Below are 19,515 nucleotides of genomic sequence, written 5' to 3'. Positions count from 1 at the left end.
TCGGTAGATTCTACCACCATGCTTTGATTAGTTATCCCCTATTCGAAGTGTGTACTTCCTGTATTTTGACCTGTCTGTCAAATTTTCGTACACCGCCTTTATGGCGGTGTTTTTTTTTGCCTAAAATTTAGTGCCTCATAATGTGCATAAAAAAACGGTCACATTATGTGACCGTTTTTTGCAAATCTATAAATAGCTGAGCTAATCGTTAATTACAGTCCTGCGTTAGCAAAAACTTGGTTAACAATCTCTTGAGCTTCTGCTTCAATAAGCTTAAGGTGCGCTTCGCCCTTAAAGCTTTCACAGTAGATTTTGTAGATATCTTCTGTTCCAGATGGACGAGCCGCAAACCAACCATTTTCGGTGGTTACTTTAAGGCCGCCAATTGCCGCACCATTACCCGGAGCGTGCGTTAGACGTGCAGTTATCGCATCACCCGCTAACGTCTCAGCCGAAACCATATCCGGAGACAGTTTCTTCAAGATATTTTTCTGCTCAGTATTAGCAACAGCTTGAATACGGTTATATTGTGACTCACCATGCTTAGCAGCAAGCGCTTCATAATACTCTTGTGGGTTTTTACCCGTCACGGCAGTAATCTCAGCCGCAAGCAGACACAAAATGATGCCGTCTTTATCCGTTGACCATGGCGTACCATCTTTACGCAGGAATGAAGCGCCAGCGCTCTCTTCGCCGCCAAAGCCAAACTCACCGTTATACAAACCATCCACAAACCATTTGAAGCCAACAGGCACTTCACACAGTGTGCGGCCCAGATCAGCAACAACGCGATCAATTAAGGCACTTGAAACTAAGGTTTTGCCCACAGCTACATCCGCGCGCCATTGCGTACGGTGGCGGTATAGGTAGTCAATACAAACCGCAAGGTAATGGTTCGGATTCATTAAACCTTTTGGTGTCACTATGCCATGGCGGTCGTAATCAGGGTCATTACCAAACGCAAGGTCGTAGTCATCTTTCAGTGCTAATAGCCCCGCCATCGCGTACGGCGATGAGCAGTCCATACGAACGACACCATCTTTATCAAGTGACATAAATTGGAAAGATGGATCAATCGCTTCACTCACCAAAGTAAGATCAAGGTTGAAGGTTTTAGCAATCTGGCGCCAATATTCGATACCAGAGCCACCTAGTGGATCGACACCGATTTTAAGGTTTGCTTTTTGAATCGCTTCAATATCAATAACATTCACAAGATCATCGATGTACGGTTGAACCAAATCACGCGACTCAACAAGTTCAGATTTCAATGCTACCGCAATAGGAAGACGTTTTACATCTTGTAGCTCTGCAGCAATGATCTCATTGGCGCGATCTTCAATCGCCTGAGTCAATTCAGCCTCAGCAGGACCACCATGGGTTGGGTTGTACTTAATGCCACCATCTTGCGGCGGGTTATGCGAAGGTGTGATAACAATGCCATCAGCCTTATCTTCATTGACAAGGTTATGAGTCAGAATGGCATGGGAAACGCCAGGAGTCGGTGTGTAGCCGCCTTCTTCTTGAATAACAACGTGCACACCATTAGCAACCAATACTTCAACCACATTAGCAAAAGCTGGCTCAGATAGCGCATGCGTGTCTTTACCAATAAATAACGGCCCCGTTGTTCCATGCTGTGCACGTACTTCGGCAACAGCTTGGGAGATCGCTAAAATATGATTTTCGTTAAATGTCGCTTTATCGGCACTACCACGGTGACCAGACGTACCAAACTGAACACGATGTGCTAAGTTCTGTGGTTCTGGTTGAATGAGGAAGTAGTTCGATACTAATGCGGGAATGTTGCACAAATCTTCTTGCTGAGCCTTCTGGCCCGCTCGAGGATGGATAGCCATAACAGACGTCCTTATAATATTAAGCCTTAAAAATAAAAAAAACCTCATAATGTCCGCCAGTTGCCGGTCGCTATGAGGTTTGAATCGAAACTCTAAATCGAAGTCGTCACTTTCTCGACGATATCTGCAGGTAATCCCATGACGGTCATCACCTGCTCGACCATTTGCCGCTTACGGCTAGTATTGGTATTGGTGATGACCCACAGCGGTGTATTAGGAATGGCTTTAGGTTTTGTTGTGGTGCCACTTTCTAATAACGTATTTTCATTATCCGCGAAATAGACGCGCTTACGACCTTTCACCTGTGTCGCTTCAGAAAAGCCCTCTGGGTTTAAGCGATGAAGGGTTGATAACACCAACATAAATCTATCGATCGCTTTCTTTAACCCTGCAAATTCGTCAGAGATAAGCAAAGTGCGCATTTCTTTAACAAAATCAACCTGTTCTACTTTTGGCGCTTCTTTGCTGACAACGATAGTTTTAGCGGCGGCCGGTTTCTGTTCCGTTTTAGACGCATCAACATTGAGCAGTCGTCTCAAGATATCAGAAGCACTCTCTCCGATATGGTGGGTTTGACTGGCAATGTAACGGTATAGATCCTCATCAACCTCAATTGTTTTCATTCGCTTTTCACAATCTCTATGTTTAAACTCTGGGTGATTATAACGAGTTCCGCCGTGAACCTCTACGATAAACGCATCACGAATAACAGAAAAATGTCATCACTATTAAACTATAAAAGAGAAGGGAGTGGCCAGCCCGTCGTATTGATTCATGGCCTGTTTGGCGACCTCAACAACTTAGGGGTACTTGCTCGCGACTTAAAACAAGACTTTGACGTCATCAGCATCGACCTAAGAAATCATGGTAAGTCCTTTCACAGCAGTGAACACAGCTACCCTGTGATGGCAAAAGATGTCAGCATCCTCCTTGATTCTCTCAACATTACATCCCCCATAATCATTGGTCACTCTATGGGCGGAAAAGTCGCCATGGCGCTTTGTGAGCATTATCCGCTAGCCAAGCTGATTGTGCTAGACATGTCACCAGTAAAATATCACACCCGACGCCATGATAATGTTTTAGCGGGACTTGAAGCGGTGCTATCAACGAAACCGACGACTCGCAGCGAGGCGATGGAACAGCTAGCACAACATGTTGAAATAGAGGGCGTGCGGCAATTTTTAGGTAAATCACTCTATAAAGTTGATGATTATTTAACATGGCGTTTTAACGTTCAATCACTTAAAGCCAACTACTTAAACATCCTAGACTGGCAGGCTATCAGTAAAACTGACGTTCCTATTCTCTTTATTAAAGGCGGAGACTCCGACTATCTAACCGCGGAGCATCAACCTTTAATTCAACAGCAGTTTTCTCACCCAAAAGCGCATGTGATTGCAAAAACGGGGCACTGGTTACATGCCGAAAAGCCGACGGAAGTGCTTCGAGCAATACGCAAATTCATCTAATTTAGACATCAAACTAATGCTTGTTGACCAGCGTGGATTAACTTTAGCTTTTAACAGTGGTATAGTTTCGCGCAAGCATATTGGCATAAAGGAATAGCATGCTTTACGACTACATAGACAAGTTGGAATCTATCGGATTAGATCTATTGTTTGCGTCGATTTTCTTTCTAATCGGCATGGCAATAAAAGACGTTCTCAAGCAAGGCAACGTCCCAACGTTTGGTCGCCGTATTGTATGGCTGGTGCTCTTTCTAGGTTGTGCTGGATTCATTGCCAAAGGCATAATCCAGTTAAGCTGGGAAGGCTCAGGGATTAGTTAACTATCCCCACTTCTTTAGTCAAAAATAGACAATGAAAAGGTACTGAATCTATGGCAAGTGTAGGTCTATTCTTTGGTAGTGATACTGGTAATACAGAAGCTATTGCAAAGATGATCCAAAAACAATTGGGTAAACAGCTCGTTCACGTTCAAGATATCGCGAAGAGCAGCAAAGAAGATATCGATAACTTCGACTTACTTCTTCTTGGTATCCCGACTTGGTATTATGGCGAAGCTCAAGCAGATTGGGATGACTTCTTCCCTGAGCTTGAAGGCATTGATTTTTCAACGAAGCTTGTGGCAATTTTTGGCTGCGGCGACCAAGAAGATTACGCTGAATACTTCTGTGATGCTATGGGTACAGTACGCGACATCGTTGAAGCGAAAGGTGGCACTATTATCGGTCACACTTCAACTGATGGCTATGAGTTTGAAGCTTCAAAAGCCCTTGTTGAAGGCGACGACTCTCAGTTTGTTGGTCTTTGCATTGATGAAGATCGTCAACCAGAACTGACTGACGCACGCGTATCAACGTGGACAAAACAGCTCTATGAAGAGATGTGTCTTGCAGAGCTAGAAGATTAAGCTAAAAAGGCCTCCTAGTAAGGAGGCTTTTTTATTTACGTCGCGCTCATCTCTTCGTCAGCACTCGCCGATGACCGGTATTTTGGTTTTTTTCGGATATATAGTTTTCTTTGAATCGTTGCCACCACATCACCACTATCATCTTTGATATGCGTAATAAACTCCGGGAAGCATTTTTCACCGCAAGCCGTCTTTTCAGCAATTTCGTCTAACATACCCTGCGTCACCACAAACTCCGCTTCCAAGCATGAAAAACCAGGTTTAACAAAGTTTATACTCGCTTCTTTGTCCCATACGTAATACTGCTCACGTAAAATCCCCATTAACATCAAAGAGTAAATCGGATCGGTCATTGAAAAAATGCTACCACCAAACTGAGAGCGGTTAGCATTTTTGTTCCACCATCGCAATTTTAGACGCACCTTGACCGTTCGAAAGTCCTCACTAATGTCTACAATTCGGATCCCTGCCCCCCAAAAAGGCGGCCATATATTCAAAGCAAACTTAACGTTGTTAGGTTTGTAGATCTTGGCCAATCGTTTATCCATACTCGGTAACCCATATCCATCTGCAATTTAGTTTCACATGTAAACAAATTGTAACTGGTCAGATGTGTATGTAAAGTGACAGAGTTCGAGTTCTATGTTAATAGTTAGTAACCCCTTGAACTTCGTGGTTTATTGTTAAGCCTTAGTACCCTATAATGAACAGATTATTGACATCTGTTTATTGCTGCAGATCATCACAGGAAAGTATATGTCAGACAATAACAAAGCACTTAAAGATGCCGGCCTTAAAGTCACACTGCCTAGACTAAAGATTCTAGAAGTATTACAAAAGCCTGAATATCAGCATATTAGTGCTGAGGATTTGTACAAAAAACTCATCGATTTGGGTGAAGAAATTGGACTGGCCACCGTTTATCGTGTCCTTAACCAATTCGACGATGCAGGCATCGTGACTCGTCACCACTTTGAGGGTGGTAAATCAGTTTTTGAATTATCAACTCAACATCATCATGACCACCTAGTTTGTCTAGATTGTGGCGAAGTTATTGAATTTTCTGATGAAATGATCGAAACTCGCCAAAAGGAAATTGCGGCAAGATACAATATTGAATTGACCAACCATAGCTTATATCTATACGGTAAATGTGTTGGTGGTGCTTGTAAAGAAGACCCTAAAGCTCACAAACCAAGCTAGCACTAATTCAACAAATCGCTTTAAAACAAAAAACCAGCTCATGAGCTGGTTTTTTTATGCCTAGAGAACCTAACACTAGGTTCTCTAGGATTCGTTTGAACAGCGGTGTTAGTTTGTTTCGATTTTAGCCCAAGTATCACGCAGCCCTACAGTGCGGTTAAACACGAGAGCGTCTGACTGTGAGTCCTTGCTATCGATACAGAAATATCCTGTACGCTCAAACTGGTAACCCTGCTCAGCAGTCGCAGCTGCTAAACTCGGCTCAACAAAGCCGTTTAGCACAACCAATGATTCTGGGTTAATTGTCGCAGCAAAGTTATCTTCCGCAGCTGGATTTGCAACGGTGAATAAACGATCGTAAAGACGAATCTGAGCAGGTAAGCCTTTATCAGCCGATACCCAATGAATAACGCCTTTAACTTTGCGACCATCCGCTGGATTTTTACCTAATGTCTCATCATCGTAACTACAGAAAATAGTCGTAATGTTACCTTCGGCATCCTTCTCAATGCGTTCGGCCTTAATTACATAAGCGCCACGCAAACGAACTTCTTTTCCAAGCACTAAACGCTTGTACTTCTTGTTTGCTTCTTCACGGAAGTCATCACGCTCAATCCATAACTCGCGAGTAAATGGAACTTCACGGCTACCCATTTCTGGCTTATTTGGATGATTCGCAATATTCAGTGTTTCTGCCGCGTCAGCCGCAAAGTTCTCAATAACCACTTTTACTGGCTCTAACACAGACATGGCACGAGGTGCGTTTTCATTCAAGTCATCACGAATACAAGATTCCAATGAACCAAACTCAATCATGTTCTCTTGCTTAGTGACACCAATGCGCTTACAAAACTCACGGATAGACGCAGGAGTAAAGCCACGACGACGAAGACCCGAAATCGTCGGCATACGTGGGTCATCCCAACCATTCACTAAGTTTTCAGACACGAGCTGACTAAGTTTTCGCTTAGACATCACCGTATACTCAAGATTCAGGCGGCTAAACTCATACTGGTGAGGCTGGCAGTCAATCGTGATGTTCTCTAGAACCCAGTCATACAAACGACGGTTGTCTTGGAATTCCAGTGTACACAATGAGTGAGTGATACCCTCAAGCGCATCTGAGATACAGTGTGTAAAGTCATACATCGGATAGATGCACCACTTATTACCCGTTTGGTGATGCTCGGCAAAACGTACACGGTATAAAACTGGATCACGCATCACCATAAATGATGAACCCATGTCAATTTTGGCACGCAAACACGCTTTACCTTCAGCAAAGTCACCCGCGCGCATCTTTTCAAATAGCGCAAGGTTATCTTCAGCGCTGCGATCGCGATATGGGCTTGCTTTACCTGGCGCCGTTAATGAACCACGGTATTCACGGATTTGCTCTGGACTTAACTCATCAACATAAGCTAAGCCTTTGTTAATTAGTTCAACGGCATAGTCATACAACTTATCGAAGTAGTTCGATGAATAGCAAATTTCACCAGACCAATCAAAGCCCAACCAGCTCACATCATTTTTGATCGATTCAACGTATTCAACGTCTTCTTTTTCAGGGTTCGTATCATCAAAACGTAAGTTACATTGGCCTTGATAGTCCTGAGCAATACCGAAGTTCAAACAAATAGATTTCGCGTGACCGATGTGCAGGTAACCATTCGGTTCCGGCGGAAAACGAGTATGCACGCTAGTATGTTTGCCATCGGCTAAATCTTTATCAATGATTTGGCGGATAAAGTTCGATGGACGAGCCTCAGCTTCACTCATCTATAACACCTCTATGGTTTAGTATTGTCAGATTGTATAGGCTCCAATGATCCACAATTCTTCGGAAAACCACAACAATAACTCGCACTTTATAAGGATTATTTTCACTTATCCCTTTGCTCAATACTAATCTAAGACACCAAACAAAAAAAAACCTCTCCGAAGAGAGGTTTTTTAACTTATGTTTTTAAGACCGATGTTCCTAAGACTTAAGCTTTTTAAGACCTAAACAACTTAGTTAGGTTTTAACCTAAGGAAGTTTAACATCAGATAGGTCTTCACCAGCACCGATTGCTTTCATTTCACCAGCAACGATTTCCGCTAGAGGACCAAGGATAACTTGTAGGTTATTTTCACCTAGTTTAACAACACCTTTCGCGCCAAGCTTCTTAAGTACAACTTCGTCAGCTACTGAGCGGTCTTTTAGAGTAAGACGTAGACGAGTGATACATGCATCGATAGACGTTAGGTTATCGTGACCACCAAGAGCTTTTAGGTATTGACGAGCTAGGTCGCCTTTAGGTGCATCACCAGCTGCTGCAGGTGTTGCTTCATCGTCATCTTCACGACCTGGCGACTTCAAGTTGAATGCGCGGATTGCGAAGCTGAAAGTGAAGAAGTATAGAGCACCAAAACCTAGACCGATTAGTAGTAGTACGAATGGTTTAGTCGCTAGACCCCAGTTCAATACGAAGTCAATAAGACCTGCAGAGAAACCAAAGCCGTGTAGTGTACCGAACATGTTAGCAACTACTAGAGACAGACCTGTGAACACTGCGTGCATTGCGTATAGAGCAGGAGCAAGGAACACGAACATGAACTCTAGAGGCTCTGTGATACCAGTTAGGAATGAACAGAATGCTACTGAGAATAGTGCGCCACCAACTTGGCTGCGTTTTTCAGCAGGTGCCGCTAGGTACATTGCAAGTGCAGCACCAGGCAGACCGAACATCATTACAGGGAAGAAGCCGTTCATGAATACGCCAGCGCCTTTATCGCCGCCGAAGAAACGGTGAAGGTCACCAGATTTAACTGTTTCAGTCACTTCTTTCACAGTTGCTGTGATTTCAGGTGTTACTGAGTTAGCAAATTCAAATGTGTGAGTTTGACCAGCAACTAGAGTCTTAGCAAGAGCAGGGTCAACACAAAGTTGTTGGATAGCAGGAAGTGCTTGACCAGCAGCTTGTGCGCCAGCAACTAGAACTTCTTGACATGTACCCATACCGAACCAGAAGTACGAGTTAAGAACATGGTGAAGACCAACAGGGATAAGTGCACGGTTAAGTGTACCGTAAACGAATTGGCCAACAGCGCCAGACGTTGATACAGCGTGTGCTAGTGCATCTAGACCAGATTGGATACCAGGCCAGATAACACCAGAAAGCGCACCAGCAACTAGAGCGAAAAGACCCGCCATAATTGGTACAAGACGCTTACCAGAGAAGAATGCTAACCATTCAGGCAAACGCGTTGTGCTAAATGCGTTGTAAGAGTGACCTGCGATGATACCTGCAAAGATACCGCCGAAGAAAGACATGTTAACGTCTGCGTTAATTGTCGTTGCTGTCGCTGTCAAAACAAAGTAAGCCACTGCACCCGCAAGACCTGCTGCGCCGTTGCCATCTTTAGAAAGACCGATCGCGATACCTAGACCGAATAGTAAAGGTAGCTCACCAAAAATTGCGCCACCCGCTTGTGCCATAAACGGAATGTCTAAAAGGTCTGGCTGACCCAAACGAAGTAGAAGTGCTGCGATTGGAAGCGTCGCAATCGGAAGCATTAACGCCTTCCCGAGCTTCTGTGCATATCCTAGTATATTCACCGTGTGTTCCCCCTATAGGAATTTAGAATTTTGGACGACTTATTTTAGCCGTTCAATTTAGTCCTATTCAGTTTATGAAATTAATTTTGCTCCGCAAATTAAAACGTCCCCATTTGTGATCATAATCACCAGTTTTTACCAAAATGGAGGCTTTTTGCTAGCGAGATCATAAAACTTATTTTATCATACGAAAAAATGGCGAGATCTCGTTAGGATTTCGCTGAAGAGAGTTGTCTCATACCCGGTAAATTTGCGACGAACATCAAAATCGCCAGGTAGATTCGCACAATAAAATAACAATAACTCTCATGTAATCATTTAGTTAAAATTAGTCATTTATTAATTTACAGCTTGCTAAGTATTAAATATGACTCTTTGCTAAGTGACACAAACTAAGTGACTCAAACCGCAAGGTGGGGGCTTTGTTTGGCACAAGCAAAGAGGTAAACCGAATTAAAAACACAAGGATTCGCTAACGATGTATGCATTAACCAATTGTAAGGTCTTCACAGGTAGTGATGTTCTCAATAATCATGCTGTTGTTATCAACGGTGAACAGATTGAAGCAGTCTTACCCATCTCAGAACTGTCTGCGTCTATGGAGCGTATCGACCTTAACGGCGCAAATACCAGCCCAGGTTTTATCGACTTACAACTGAACGGTTGTGGCGGTGTTATGCTCAATGATGAAATTACCGCTGAAACAATCCATACGATGCATCGTGCTAACCTTAAATCCGGCTGTACCAGTTTCTTACCAACGCTTATTACTTCTTCTGATGAAGATATGCGTCAAGCATTAGAAGCGGCTCGCACTTACCAAGAGCAGTACCAAAACCATTCCCTAGGACTTCATTTAGAAGGTCCATACCTAAACGTTGAGAAAAAAGGCATTCACAGCGTTGACTTTATTCGTCAATCCGATGACTCAATGATCGACTTAATTTGCGAAAATAGCGACCTCGTCGCAAAAGTCACGCTTGCTCCGGAACAAAACGCGCCAGAACATATCGAAAAACTACGTGACGCTGGCATTGTGGTTTCCATCGGCCACACAAATGCCACTTATGCTGAAGCGCGTAAAGGGTTTGAGTCGGGCATTACCTTTGCGACTCATTTATTCAACGCTATGACGCCGATGACCGGTCGTGAGCCTGGCGTTGTAGGTGCTATCTACGACACACCGGACGTTTATGCAGGAATCATTGCGGATGGCTTCCACGTGGACTACGCAAATATTCGAATTGCACATAAAGTGAAGGGTGAAAAGCTCGTATTAGTGACCGATGCCACAGCTCCAGCTGGTGCTGAGATGGATTACTTTATTTTTGTCGGTAAGAAAGTATATTACAAGGATGGAAAGTGCGTAGATGAGAATGGCACGTTAGGTGGCAGCGCATTAACCATGATTGAAGCGGTTCAAAACACAGTTGAACACGCTGGTATTGCTTTGGATGAGACGCTACGAATGGCAACGCTCTACCCTGCTAAAGCGATGGGACTAGACAACAAACTTGGTCGCATCAAAAAAGGCATGGTTGCAAACTTAGCCATCTTCGATAGAGATTTCAATGTCCAAGGCACAGTTGTTAACGGACAATACGAGCACAATTAAGCATGAATGGCGGACAAATAGGTAACGTAGATTTAGTAAAACAACTTAATAGCGCAGCGGTTTACCGCTTAATAGACCGACAAGGGCCTATCTCGCGCATTCAAGTTGCCGATGTGAGCCAACTGGCTCCCGCCAGCGTTACCAAAATCACCCGCCAGCTTTTAGAGCGCGGCCTCATTAAGGAGGTCGCCCAGCAAGCTTCAACCGGTGGACGACGAGCAATTTCACTCACCACCGAAGTTGCCCCCTTCCACTCTATCGCCGTTCGTCTTGGCCGTGATTACGTCCAACTTTCCCTGTATAACCTCGGTGGTAATGAACTTGCTTTTGTCCAAAAAGAGTTACACTACGCCGATCAAACTGAACTGGCTAACGGCTTATTAACGAACTTGCACGCCTTTCTCAGTGACCATGAACATCGCATCGACCAATTAATAGCAATTGGTATTACTCTGCCGGGGCTTGTTAACCCAACTACTGGCGTTGTTGAATACATGCCCAACACCGACATCGATAAACTCGAACTGGCTGATCTCATTCGTTCACAGTTTAATGTCGAATGCTTCGTCGGTAATGATGTGAGAGGCATGGCGTTAGCCGAGCATTATTTTGGCTCTAGCCGAGACTGTCAGGACTCGATTCTGGTCAGCGTACACAGAGGAACGGGTGCAGGTATCATCGTCAATGGACAAGTATTCCTAGGATTCAATCGAAACGTGGGCGAGATTGGCCATATCCAAATTGATCCACTTGGCGAACAGTGTCAATGTGGCAACTTTGGTTGCTTAGAAACCGTGGCTGCTAACCCTGCAATCGTTCAACGTGTCAAAAAACTCATCGACCAAGGGTATGAATCAACGTTGGCGCAAAAAGAAGACATCACCATAGAAGATGTGTGTACGCATGCGCTTAATGGTGACGAACTATCCAAGCAAAGCTTAGTGCGCGTGGGCAACCAATTAGGTAAAGCCATCGCCATGACTGTGAATTTATTCAATCCACAGAAAATCATTATTGCTGGCGATATTACCATGGCGAAAGATATTGTCTTCCCTGCGATCCAGCGTAATGTCGAGAATCAATCTCTCACCACTTTCCACACAGGCCTACCTATTGTCGCGTCGGAAATAGACAAACAGCCAACCATGGGCGCATTTGCCATGATCAAACGCGCTATGCTCAATGGGGTTCTGTTACAAAAATTGTTAGAAGATTGAGACCTTGTATCGAACCTATCAAATAATAGTTTGATATACTTTGATAAAATGGATGACCACACTTCGGTGTGGTCTTTTTTATAGGCAGAAATTCGTCGTACTTATGGAACTAATACTCGTTACCGTCGCCTTCTTAGCAGGCTTTCTTGCATTAAAGTGTCAACTGCCTCCTATGGTAGGCTTTTTGCTCGCTGGATTTGCACTCCATAGCTTTGGCTTTCAGACTTCAGATACCATCATCACGTTGGCCGATCTTGGCGTCACGCTATTGCTCTTTACCATCGGTTTAAAGCTCGATGTAAAGACCCTACTCTCTAAAGAAATATGGGCAGGAGCAACCATACATAACCTACTTTCGACCTTCTTATTTGCGTTATTGCTGGTCGGATTAAAAGTGCTCGGCGTATCTAGCCTTGCGACGCTTGAAATCGAACAACTGATACTGCTTGGTTTTGCACTCTCTTTCTCCAGCACCGTTTTTGCGGTCAAAACCTTACAAGAAAAAGGTGAACTAAACGCCACCTATGGTACGCTCGCGATCGGTATTCTGGTCATGCAAGACGTGTTCGCCGTTATATTCTTAACTGCATCGACCGGAAAAATACCAGAATGGTACGCCATCGCTCTGTTCGCCCTCCCATTGGCAAGGCCTATCATGTTCAAACTACTCAATAAAGCGGGCCATGGCGAAATGCTAGTATTGAGTGGTATCTTTTTTGCCTTAGTGATGGGAGCAGGACTGTTCGAAATTGTTGGCATGAAACCGGATCTAGGCGCGCTGATTTTGGGTATGCTACTCGCGGCACACCCTAAAGCGTCCGAGCTTTCAAAATCATTATTTAACCTTAAAGAACTGTTCCTCGTCTGTTTCTTCCTCAATATTGGCCTCTCCGATCAGCCCACCATTGAAGGCTTTATACTCGGTGTACTGCTCTTATTTTTACTGCCACTCAAAGGCGTACTGTATTTTGTTGTCATCAACGCATTCAAATTCCGCGTCCGTACCAGCTTATTAACCACACTCACACTCTTTAACTTTAGTGAATTCGGTCTTATTGTTGGAGGACTTGCCTTTAAACTAGGCTGGATCTCTGGTGATATACTGGTCGCATTGGCCATTGCGGTATCTTTGTCCTTCGTGATTTCAGCGCCACTCAATCGAATGGGGCACCTACTCTATTTGCGTTCAGCTAAATGGTTAAAAGAACAGGCCGCTGAAAAAATAAATCTACGTGACCAATTTATTAACCCGGGAGAAGCACAAGTATTGATCCTTGGGATGGGAAGAATTGGTACCGGAGCTTATGACGAACTGTATGATCGCTACGGCAAAGTAAGTTTAGGCGTTGAAGTCCGTGAAGACGCTGCACTACAACACCAAAAACAGGGACGTAATGTCATTGCTGGTGATGCTACCGACCCGGACTTTTGGGAGCGCATTCTCGATACCGCGCACGTTAAGCTGGTTTTATTGGCCATGCCTCACCATTTAGGTAACCAAACCGCGCTATCTCTTTTGCAACAAACGAACTTTAATGGTCAGGTTGCTGCGATCGCCGCCTATCCTGATCAACTAGAAGAATTAAAAGCGAAGGGAGTTAACGCTGCGTTTAACATTTACAGCGAAGCGGGCAGCGGTTTTGCTCGTCACGTCTGTGAACAACTCAACCCTTCATTGAAATAACCAATAGCATTCTCTTAAACAGACCTTTCTGTTTAAGAGAATGCCCAAAAAACGGTCACACCTCACACGCCACATAGATGCCATTCACTTAATTACAATAATCATTAAATTTTATTCAACAATGGGTGCTGTTTATTATCTTTTTCGTTCGCTGCGGTTGCTTTTTTTTGAGCAGATGGCAAATTGGATTCAAGAGATTTAGATTTAATTAAAAAGGAATAGCTATGTGTTCAATATTTGGCATTTTAGACATCAAGAGTGATGCAGCCGCCCTACGCCCAGTTGCGTTAGAAATGTCTAAAAAGCTTCGCCACCGAGGCCCTGATTGGTCCGGCATTTATTCATCAGATAAAGCCATCCTTGCCCATGAGCGTCTAGCTATTGTTGGTCTAAATAGTGGCGCTCAACCACTTTACAGCCAAGATAAAAAACACATCCTTGCCGTTAACGGTGAAATCTATAACCACAAAGAAATTCGTGCACGTTATGAAGACAAGTACGATTTTCAAACTGATTCTGATTGCGAAGTTATTCTAGCTCTTTATCAAGAATTCGGCGCCGATCTACTTGAAGAACTTAACGGTATTTTCGCATTTGTTCTTTATGATGAAGAAAAAGACCAGTACCTTGTGGGACGTGACCACATTGGTATTATCCCTCTGTATCAAGGGTATGACGAACATGGTAACTACTATGTTGCATCGGAAATGAAAGCCCTGGTTCCAGTTTGTAAAACCATCAGTGAGTTCCCTCCTGGTAGCTTTTACCGTTCACAGGACGCTGAGCCTCAACGTTATTACTTGCGAGACTGGAATGAGTACGCTGCCGTACAAGGCAACTCCACCAGCAAAGCAGACCTAACCGAAGCATTAGAAGCGGCGGTTAAACGCCAACTTATGACTGATGTACCTTACGGTGTACTACTCTCTGGTGGTCTTGATTCATCGATCACTTCAGCGGTTGCTAAACGTTTTGCTGCGATGCGAATTGAAGATGATGGTCAATCAGAAGCATGGTGGCCACAATTACACTCGTTTGCTGTTGGCTTAGAAGGTGCTCCAGATCTTATCGCGGCTCGTGAAGTGGCAGACCAAATTGGTACCGTTCACCACGAGATGACGTATACCATCCAAGAAGGTTTGGACGCCATTCGTGACGTGATTTATCACATTGAAACCTATGACGTAACGACAATTCGCGCATCAACGCCAATGTACCTACTTGCTCGTAAGATCAAAGCAATGGGCATCAAAATGGTACTTTCTGGTGAAGGGGCTGACGAAATTTTCGGAGGTTACCTGTACTTCCACAAAGCACCTAACGCCAAAGAATTCCATGAAGAAACCGTACGTAAGTTACTAGCACTCAATATGTTTGACTGTGCTCGTGCAAATAAATCACTTGCAGCATGGGGCGTGGAAGGTCGTGTACCATTCTTAGACAAAGAGTTTATTGACGTAGCAATGCGCTTAAACCCAGAAGATAAGATGTGTGGCAACGGTAAAATGGAGAAACACATTTTACGTGAATGTTTCGAGCATTATCTGCCAGAATCCATCGCATGGCGTCAAAAAGAACAATTCTCTGACGGCGTAGGTTACGACTGGATTGATACTCTAAAAGCAGTAGCAGAAGAAAAAATCACCGACACACAAATGGAAACGGCAGCCTTTAGATTCCCATATAACACGCCAACGACAAAAGAAGGTTACGCATACCGTGAAATCTTTGAAGAGCTATTCCCTCTAGAATCAGCGGCGCAATGTGTCCCTGGTGGTCCATCGGTCGCGTGTTCTTCAGCAAAAGCGATTGAATGGGATGAGTCATTCCAAAACTGTGTCGACCCATCAGGCCGTGCGGTCCAAGCTGTTCACAATGATGCTTACTAAGCATTAGACGACCAAACATAACTCACCTAATAAAAAACCAGCCTCTGGCTGGTTTTTTTGTGGCGAATCACATTACCCAGGGTGACCATCTACACGTGGCGTGACCAGCATTTTCCCAAAATGATACACATACATTGAGAATGCATAGGCCCATAGACCGGCACTAATATCAATCATCGTGAACATATGCTGTGGCCAGATAGCAACGCCAACACTGCGTAACACTGCGGCAATCACAACCGCCAAAAAAGGCAGCGTCATATTGGGACCTTGATAGATAGCACGTCCTGTATGCCCCATTGTCACCCGACTTATCATTGCCAAAATCAAACCGCCTAACGCCCCAACTGCGAATAAATGCAACATCGCATGCGCAGCAAACGCATCCGTCAAAAGACCTCGATAGAGCAAACTCAAAGGGATACAAAGATAGGCGAGCATTAACGACCACACTAAAGGCTCAGATAACGTTAGCCAAGGTTTCCAACGTAACCACTTCACCAACTGAAAAACACCAGCAACCAGCATTAACGGCTGACTAAGGGTTGCAAAAGATAATGGGAAGAAGCTCAAAATAAACAAACCAATTAATGGCAGTGTCGCCCCCCACTCAATCCAGACTTTGGGCTGCGGTTTATCATATTGAAAACGCTTCGCCGCAAAAAAAGGAATCACGCGTCCGCCCATTATTGATAACAAAATCGTAAACCACCAAAGCATAGCCTGCCATACTGCACTACTACTAAAAGGAGGCATCCCTTTAATCGTGGCGAAACTGGCAAAGTTAGCAACAATAGCAAGAAGAAATAACGGAACAAAAAATAGATTCTTCCAACCTTTTGCGGCATACACTCGTATACCAATCTCATAAGCCGCTAACAATATAAACAACGACTCAATAATAGATATCAACCAAAGTGGTGTCGGCGTCCAAAACAAAACCCTGGGTGCCAGCCATAGTGCGACCAAAACAAGTAAGCGATAGTGTTTGGTTCCATTCACACCCGTCCAAGTTTGCACTGCAGTCAAAACAAAGCCCACGACAATCGCCATAGCAAAGCCAAAAATCATTTCATGTGCATGCCACCATAATGCCGGGACATGCAGTACATCGGGCTGGCCTTTTTGGAACATGATGACCCAAGCCACGACAGCAAAGATGGCATACACACTTCCCATTAAAAAGAACGGACGAAAACCAAGACGCAACCATGCTGGGATCTTCTCTTCCACTTTTTTGTCTGTAATATTTATCATCGTACTTCACTTAATAATCAATCTAATTACCATAATGCACATTTCATTCCAACATCATTACTTCTTATATAACAGTGAATTAAAAAAACATCAGCCACAAAAAATGTCATTTAGACACTACAACAAAGGAGTCAAATAAACCCATTCGAATCCATTAGACACAAAACAATGGATAATAAGAAGTATCCGACATTTGTAAAACGTTTACACCTCTGCCTAATTCCCGTTGCTGTTAGTGTTGTGCATCACAAACCCTTTATTTTTGTGAAACATTGTTTGCGATATTTACACAACAAGCGTCTAATTAGTTTATAGATTATAAGAGGTTTCAGATGGCAACGATAAAAGATGTCGCAAAAGAAGCAGGTGTCTCCGTAGCAACCGTTTCTCGCGTGATCAACAAATCACCCAAAGCAAGCGCCGCTTCCATCGCATCTGTGACAACAGCGATGAAAAAACTCGGCTATCGGCCGAATGCCAATGCACGAGCGTTAGTCAGTCAAAGCACGAATACTGTCGGTGTCCTCGTGAGTGATGTATCCGATCCTTTTTTCGGTACCTTAGTGAAAGCTGTCGATAAAGTCGCGCATCAACACGGTAAGCATATTCTGGTTGGCAATGGTTATCACGATGCTGAAGAAGAGCGAAAAGCCATTGAATTATTAATTAATAGCCGTTGCGATGCACTCGTTATTCACTCTAAATCCCTCTCTGATGAAGAATTAATCCAATACGCTGAAGAAGTCAAAGGGCTCGTTTATATCAATCGTGATATCCCACAACTACCGGGACGCTGTATCTCTTTGGATAACTATAAAGGGGCTTACATCGCCACGGAGCACCTGATTCGTAATGGACACACCAATATCGCCTGTGTCGCATCATCACATAACATTGAAGATGTTGACCAACGCCTTGAAGGCTACCGTGACGCACTTAAAGCGAATAACATTACCTTGTCGGCAAGCTATATCGAATATGGTTCGCCAGACAGCGATGGCGGCGAGAAAGCCATGACCAACTTGCTGACCAAATCCTTACCGATCACGGCTGTCGTTGCCTACAATGATAATATGGCTGCTGGCTCTCTTTCTGTACTTGAAGAAAACCAATACGCATTGCCAAATCAAATGTCTATCATCGGTTTTGATGATGGACTCATTGCTAAGTACCTACATCCAAAGCTGACCACAATTCGTTACCCAATACAAATGATGGCAGAAAAAGCAGCGCAAATTGCGTTAGCCCTCTCAAAAAGTGAACCTGTAGAAACGGAACCGATGGTCTATTCACCGACACTAGTACAACGAGCCTCTGTGAGTCGCAATAACTAATACACACCAATTATGGTACACACCGGTTATGGAATAAAAAACACGGTAGATACCGCGTTTTTTATTCTTGTCGTCCTATTAGTTCGTCGCTTGTGGTGTTTTGACGGATTCTACATTCACCCCTTCAGCAAACTCGCCACGCTGTAATTTTTCACGAAGAATAGCATGCTGATCTTCCGTGAACGTGTACTTCGACATAATAAAGATTCGAATCAGTGCACCCAGCGCAGGTAATAACGCAATACAGAAGAACATACCATCAAGTGCTGTCTCAGTTTGCTCTGCGTTAGGTACATACCCTATCGAGGCTAAGATAAGACCGGTTAATCCACCAGCAACCGCTACAGATAATTTGCCAGTAAACGTTTGCCCAGAGAAAGTAATCGCCGCCGTACGCTTACCACTGTGATAGTACGAATATTCTACTGTGTCAGCGATCATTGCTGAAATCAAAGGGTTCGTCATCATGAAGATAGCTGTGACTACAGCTAACCATGACATTACAACCGTCGGGTTATCGTATCCGGTCATATAGAAGCCAACACGAGCAATAATTTCCAAAACACATAGAGTGATAAAAATGTCGCGTTTCTTAAAGCGCTTGGTCAATACTGGCGTCGCCAAACAGGCTATCGCACTAACTAAAGTAATCGTACCGATTAACGAGACCAGCCCTGCATCACCCATGTTGTAAGTGAAGAAGAAAATATACAGGCCATTAACTAAGTTAAAGAACACATTCATAAAGAATGCAGCAAGAATAAAGAATAAAGGCTTATTCTTACGCACCGCTTGGAAAGTCTGTTTAAGTGTTACCTTTTCACTCGCCGTCGAAATGCGTTCCTTGGTGTTATAAAAACCATTCCACATGAACAGCAAACCCGCCACCATCAGGACAATAACCGCAGGTAAGTAACCTTGGTCTGCGCGGCCATCAGCAAAATAAGCGCTTAATTTAGGAAATAGCACCAGTGTTGCACCAATACCTGCATTAACACCTAGCATGGCACATGTCGCAGCTTTAGCACGCTCTTGTGGCTCATCGGTCATCACTGACGACATAGACCAAAAAGGCACATCTGAGATGGTGTATAGCGTCCCCCAAAGAATATAAGTGATACCTGCGTACATAACTTTGGTCGAAGTATCGGCATCAATGCTATAGAAAGACGCAATAGTCACTAGCACAATAAGCACTGGGGTAAACAACATGTATGGTCGGAATTTACCAAAGCGAGACTCTAAGGTATCCATATAGCCCGCTATGATGGGGTCATTAACCGCATCCCAGACACGCGCAATCAGAAATATGCTACTGGCAGCGATGGGAGAGATACCCAATATATCAGTGTAAAAATAGAGGATAAAGGAACCAACGAGACCAAAGCTAAAGCATTGGCCCACGCCATATCCAAAATAGGACATCAATTCCTTATTCGAGAGTTTATTTTGTAGGGTAGTCATAAGGTATTCTCATTCA

The 19,515-nt window shown here is 43.9% G+C and carries 16 protein-coding genes; 9 read left to right on the top strand and 7 right to left on the bottom strand.

The features are described from left to right. Positions 1-212: 212 nt before the first annotated feature. Positions 213-1,859: a phosphoglucomutase (alpha-D-glucose-1,6-bisphosphate-dependent) gene (gene pgm, locus L4D05_RS01655; protein WP_428750489.1), complete on the bottom strand. Its 1,647-nt coding sequence runs from the start codon at positions 1,857-1,859 to the stop codon at positions 213-215. A gap of 92 nt (positions 1,860-1,951) precedes the next feature. Then, complete coding sequence (gene seqA, locus L4D05_RS01650; RefSeq protein WP_250615642.1) at positions 1,952-2,482, bottom strand: replication initiation negative regulator SeqA; 531 nt, start codon at positions 2,480-2,482, stop codon at positions 1,952-1,954. 93 nt (positions 2,483-2,575) lie between these two features. Here seqA and L4D05_RS01645 point away from each other — a divergent pair, with 93 nt between their 5' ends. The 3 genes from L4D05_RS01645 to fldA all read left to right on the top strand — a co-directional run bounded on the left by L4D05_RS01645 (position 2,576) and on the right by fldA (position 4,235). After that, entirely contained in the window at positions 2,576-3,331 is a 756-nt protein-coding gene (locus L4D05_RS01645; protein ID WP_428792839.1) for an alpha/beta fold hydrolase, read from the top strand. A gap of 98 nt (positions 3,332-3,429) precedes the next feature. Then, the gene (locus L4D05_RS01640; protein WP_250615644.1) at positions 3,430-3,651 is read left to right on the top strand and encodes a DUF2788 domain-containing protein; all 222 of its coding nucleotides are present in this window, start codon (positions 3,430-3,432) and stop codon (positions 3,649-3,651) included. Between the two features lie 50 nt (positions 3,652-3,701). Continuing rightward, positions 3,702-4,235, top strand: a complete 534-nt coding sequence (fldA, locus tag L4D05_RS01635; protein WP_428750487.1) for a flavodoxin FldA — start codon at positions 3,702-3,704, stop codon at positions 4,233-4,235. A 35-nt stretch (positions 4,236-4,270) separates the two neighbouring features. Here the strand turns inward: fldA and L4D05_RS01630 are convergent, their stop codons facing one another. Then, on the bottom strand, positions 4,271-4,783 hold the full coding sequence (locus tag L4D05_RS01630; protein WP_428750486.1) for a DUF4442 domain-containing protein: 513 nt from the start codon (positions 4,781-4,783) through the stop codon (positions 4,271-4,273). 208 nt (positions 4,784-4,991) lie between these two features. On the opposite strand from L4D05_RS01630, the gene fcrX reads away from it, so the two are divergent. Next, entirely contained in the window at positions 4,992-5,438 is a 447-nt protein-coding gene (fcrX, locus tag L4D05_RS01625) for a ferric iron uptake transcriptional regulator FcrX (protein ID WP_428750485.1), read from the top strand. 108 nt (positions 5,439-5,546) lie between these two features. Here fcrX and glnS read toward each other — a convergent pair whose 3' ends face one another. Continuing rightward, positions 5,547-7,217, bottom strand: coding sequence for a glutamine--tRNA ligase (glnS, locus tag L4D05_RS01620; RefSeq protein ID WP_428792838.1), 1,671 nt, complete (start codon positions 7,215-7,217; stop codon positions 5,547-5,549). 250 nt (positions 7,218-7,467) lie between these two features. Continuing rightward, complete coding sequence (gene nagE, locus L4D05_RS01615; RefSeq protein ID WP_265673770.1) at positions 7,468-9,039, bottom strand: N-acetylglucosamine-specific PTS transporter subunit IIBC; 1,572 nt, start codon at positions 9,037-9,039, stop codon at positions 7,468-7,470. Positions 9,040-9,517: 478 nt separating this feature from the next. Between nagE and nagA the strand changes: the two genes are divergently transcribed. The 4 genes from nagA to asnB all read left to right on the top strand — a co-directional run bounded on the left by nagA (position 9,518) and on the right by asnB (position 15,444). After that, positions 9,518-10,654 (top strand): N-acetylglucosamine-6-phosphate deacetylase, encoded by a 1,137-nt coding sequence (nagA, locus tag L4D05_RS01610; protein ID WP_428792837.1) that lies wholly within the window; start codon positions 9,518-9,520, stop codon positions 10,652-10,654. Between the two features lie 2 nt (positions 10,655-10,656). Continuing rightward, positions 10,657-11,871 carry a DNA-binding transcriptional regulator NagC gene (gene nagC, locus L4D05_RS01605; protein WP_265673768.1) on the top strand — a complete coding sequence of 405 codons (1,215 nt, stop codon included), beginning with the start codon at positions 10,657-10,659 and terminating at the stop codon, positions 11,869-11,871. A 103-nt stretch (positions 11,872-11,974) separates the two neighbouring features. Next, the gene (locus tag L4D05_RS01600; protein ID WP_428750482.1) at positions 11,975-13,555 is read left to right on the top strand and encodes a cation:proton antiporter domain-containing protein; all 1,581 of its coding nucleotides are present in this window, start codon (positions 11,975-11,977) and stop codon (positions 13,553-13,555) included. Positions 13,556-13,779: 224 nt separating this feature from the next. Then, positions 13,780-15,444, top strand: coding sequence for an asparagine synthase B (asnB, locus tag L4D05_RS01595; protein WP_428792836.1), 1,665 nt, complete (start codon positions 13,780-13,782; stop codon positions 15,442-15,444). A gap of 72 nt (positions 15,445-15,516) precedes the next feature. Here the strand turns inward: asnB and L4D05_RS01590 are convergent, their stop codons facing one another. Continuing rightward, positions 15,517-16,701, bottom strand: coding sequence for an NnrS family protein (locus L4D05_RS01590; RefSeq protein WP_428750480.1), 1,185 nt, complete (start codon positions 16,699-16,701; stop codon positions 15,517-15,519). Positions 16,702-17,033: 332 nt separating this feature from the next. On the opposite strand from L4D05_RS01590, the gene L4D05_RS01585 reads away from it, so the two are divergent. Beyond that, on the top strand, positions 17,034-18,035 hold the full coding sequence (locus L4D05_RS01585) for a substrate-binding domain-containing protein (RefSeq protein ID WP_428792835.1): 1,002 nt from the start codon (positions 17,034-17,036) through the stop codon (positions 18,033-18,035). A 78-nt stretch (positions 18,036-18,113) separates the two neighbouring features. On the opposite strand, the gene L4D05_RS01580 is transcribed toward L4D05_RS01585, so the two are convergent. Then, on the bottom strand, positions 18,114-19,499 hold the full coding sequence (locus L4D05_RS01580; RefSeq protein ID WP_428750478.1) for an MFS transporter: 1,386 nt from the start codon (positions 19,497-19,499) through the stop codon (positions 18,114-18,116). Positions 19,500-19,515: the final 16 nt, after the last annotated feature.

The sequence above is a fragment of the Vibrio nomapromontoriensis genome (assembly GCF_050337205.1).
Classification (GTDB): domain Bacteria; phylum Pseudomonadota; class Gammaproteobacteria; order Enterobacterales; family Vibrionaceae; genus Vibrio; species Vibrio nomapromontoriensis.
This window is presented reverse-complemented; position numbering and strand designations above follow the sequence as displayed.

What these genes read in the sequence shown, in the direction of transcription:
- L4D05_RS01640 (WP_250615644.1), top strand. Translation starts at nt 3,430, where the DNA reads ATGCTTTACGACTACATAGACAAGTTGGAATCTATCGGATTAGATCTA.
- L4D05_RS01590 (WP_428750480.1), bottom strand. Translation starts at nt 16,701, where the DNA reads ATGATAAATATTACAGACAAAAAAGTGGAAGAGAAGATCCCAGCATGG.
- L4D05_RS01600 (WP_428750482.1), top strand. Translation starts at nt 11,975, where the DNA reads ATGGAACTAATACTCGTTACCGTCGCCTTCTTAGCAGGCTTTCTTGCA.
- seqA (WP_250615642.1), bottom strand. Translation starts at nt 2,482, where the DNA reads ATGAAAACAATTGAGGTTGATGAGGATCTATACCGTTACATTGCCAGT.
- L4D05_RS01630 (WP_428750486.1), bottom strand. Translation starts at nt 4,783, where the DNA reads ATGGATAAACGATTGGCCAAGATCTACAAACCTAACAACGTTAAGTTT.
- fcrX (WP_428750485.1), top strand. Translation starts at nt 4,992, where the DNA reads ATGTCAGACAATAACAAAGCACTTAAAGATGCCGGCCTTAAAGTCACA.
- asnB (WP_428792836.1), top strand. Translation starts at nt 13,780, where the DNA reads ATGTGTTCAATATTTGGCATTTTAGACATCAAGAGTGATGCAGCCGCC.
- nagC (WP_265673768.1), top strand. Translation starts at nt 10,657, where the DNA reads ATGAATGGCGGACAAATAGGTAACGTAGATTTAGTAAAACAACTTAAT.
- fldA (WP_428750487.1), top strand. Translation starts at nt 3,702, where the DNA reads ATGGCAAGTGTAGGTCTATTCTTTGGTAGTGATACTGGTAATACAGAA.
- L4D05_RS01580 (WP_428750478.1), bottom strand. Translation starts at nt 19,499, where the DNA reads ATGACTACCCTACAAAATAAACTCTCGAATAAGGAATTGATGTCCTAT.
- L4D05_RS01585 (WP_428792835.1), top strand. Translation starts at nt 17,034, where the DNA reads ATGGCAACGATAAAAGATGTCGCAAAAGAAGCAGGTGTCTCCGTAGCA.
- L4D05_RS01645 (WP_428792839.1), top strand. Translation starts at nt 2,576, where the DNA reads ATGTCATCACTATTAAACTATAAAAGAGAAGGGAGTGGCCAGCCCGTC.
- nagA (WP_428792837.1), top strand. Translation starts at nt 9,518, where the DNA reads ATGTATGCATTAACCAATTGTAAGGTCTTCACAGGTAGTGATGTTCTC.
- pgm (WP_428750489.1), bottom strand. Translation starts at nt 1,859, where the DNA reads ATGGCTATCCATCCTCGAGCGGGCCAGAAGGCTCAGCAAGAAGATTTG.
- glnS (WP_428792838.1), bottom strand. Translation starts at nt 7,217, where the DNA reads ATGAGTGAAGCTGAGGCTCGTCCATCGAACTTTATCCGCCAAATCATT.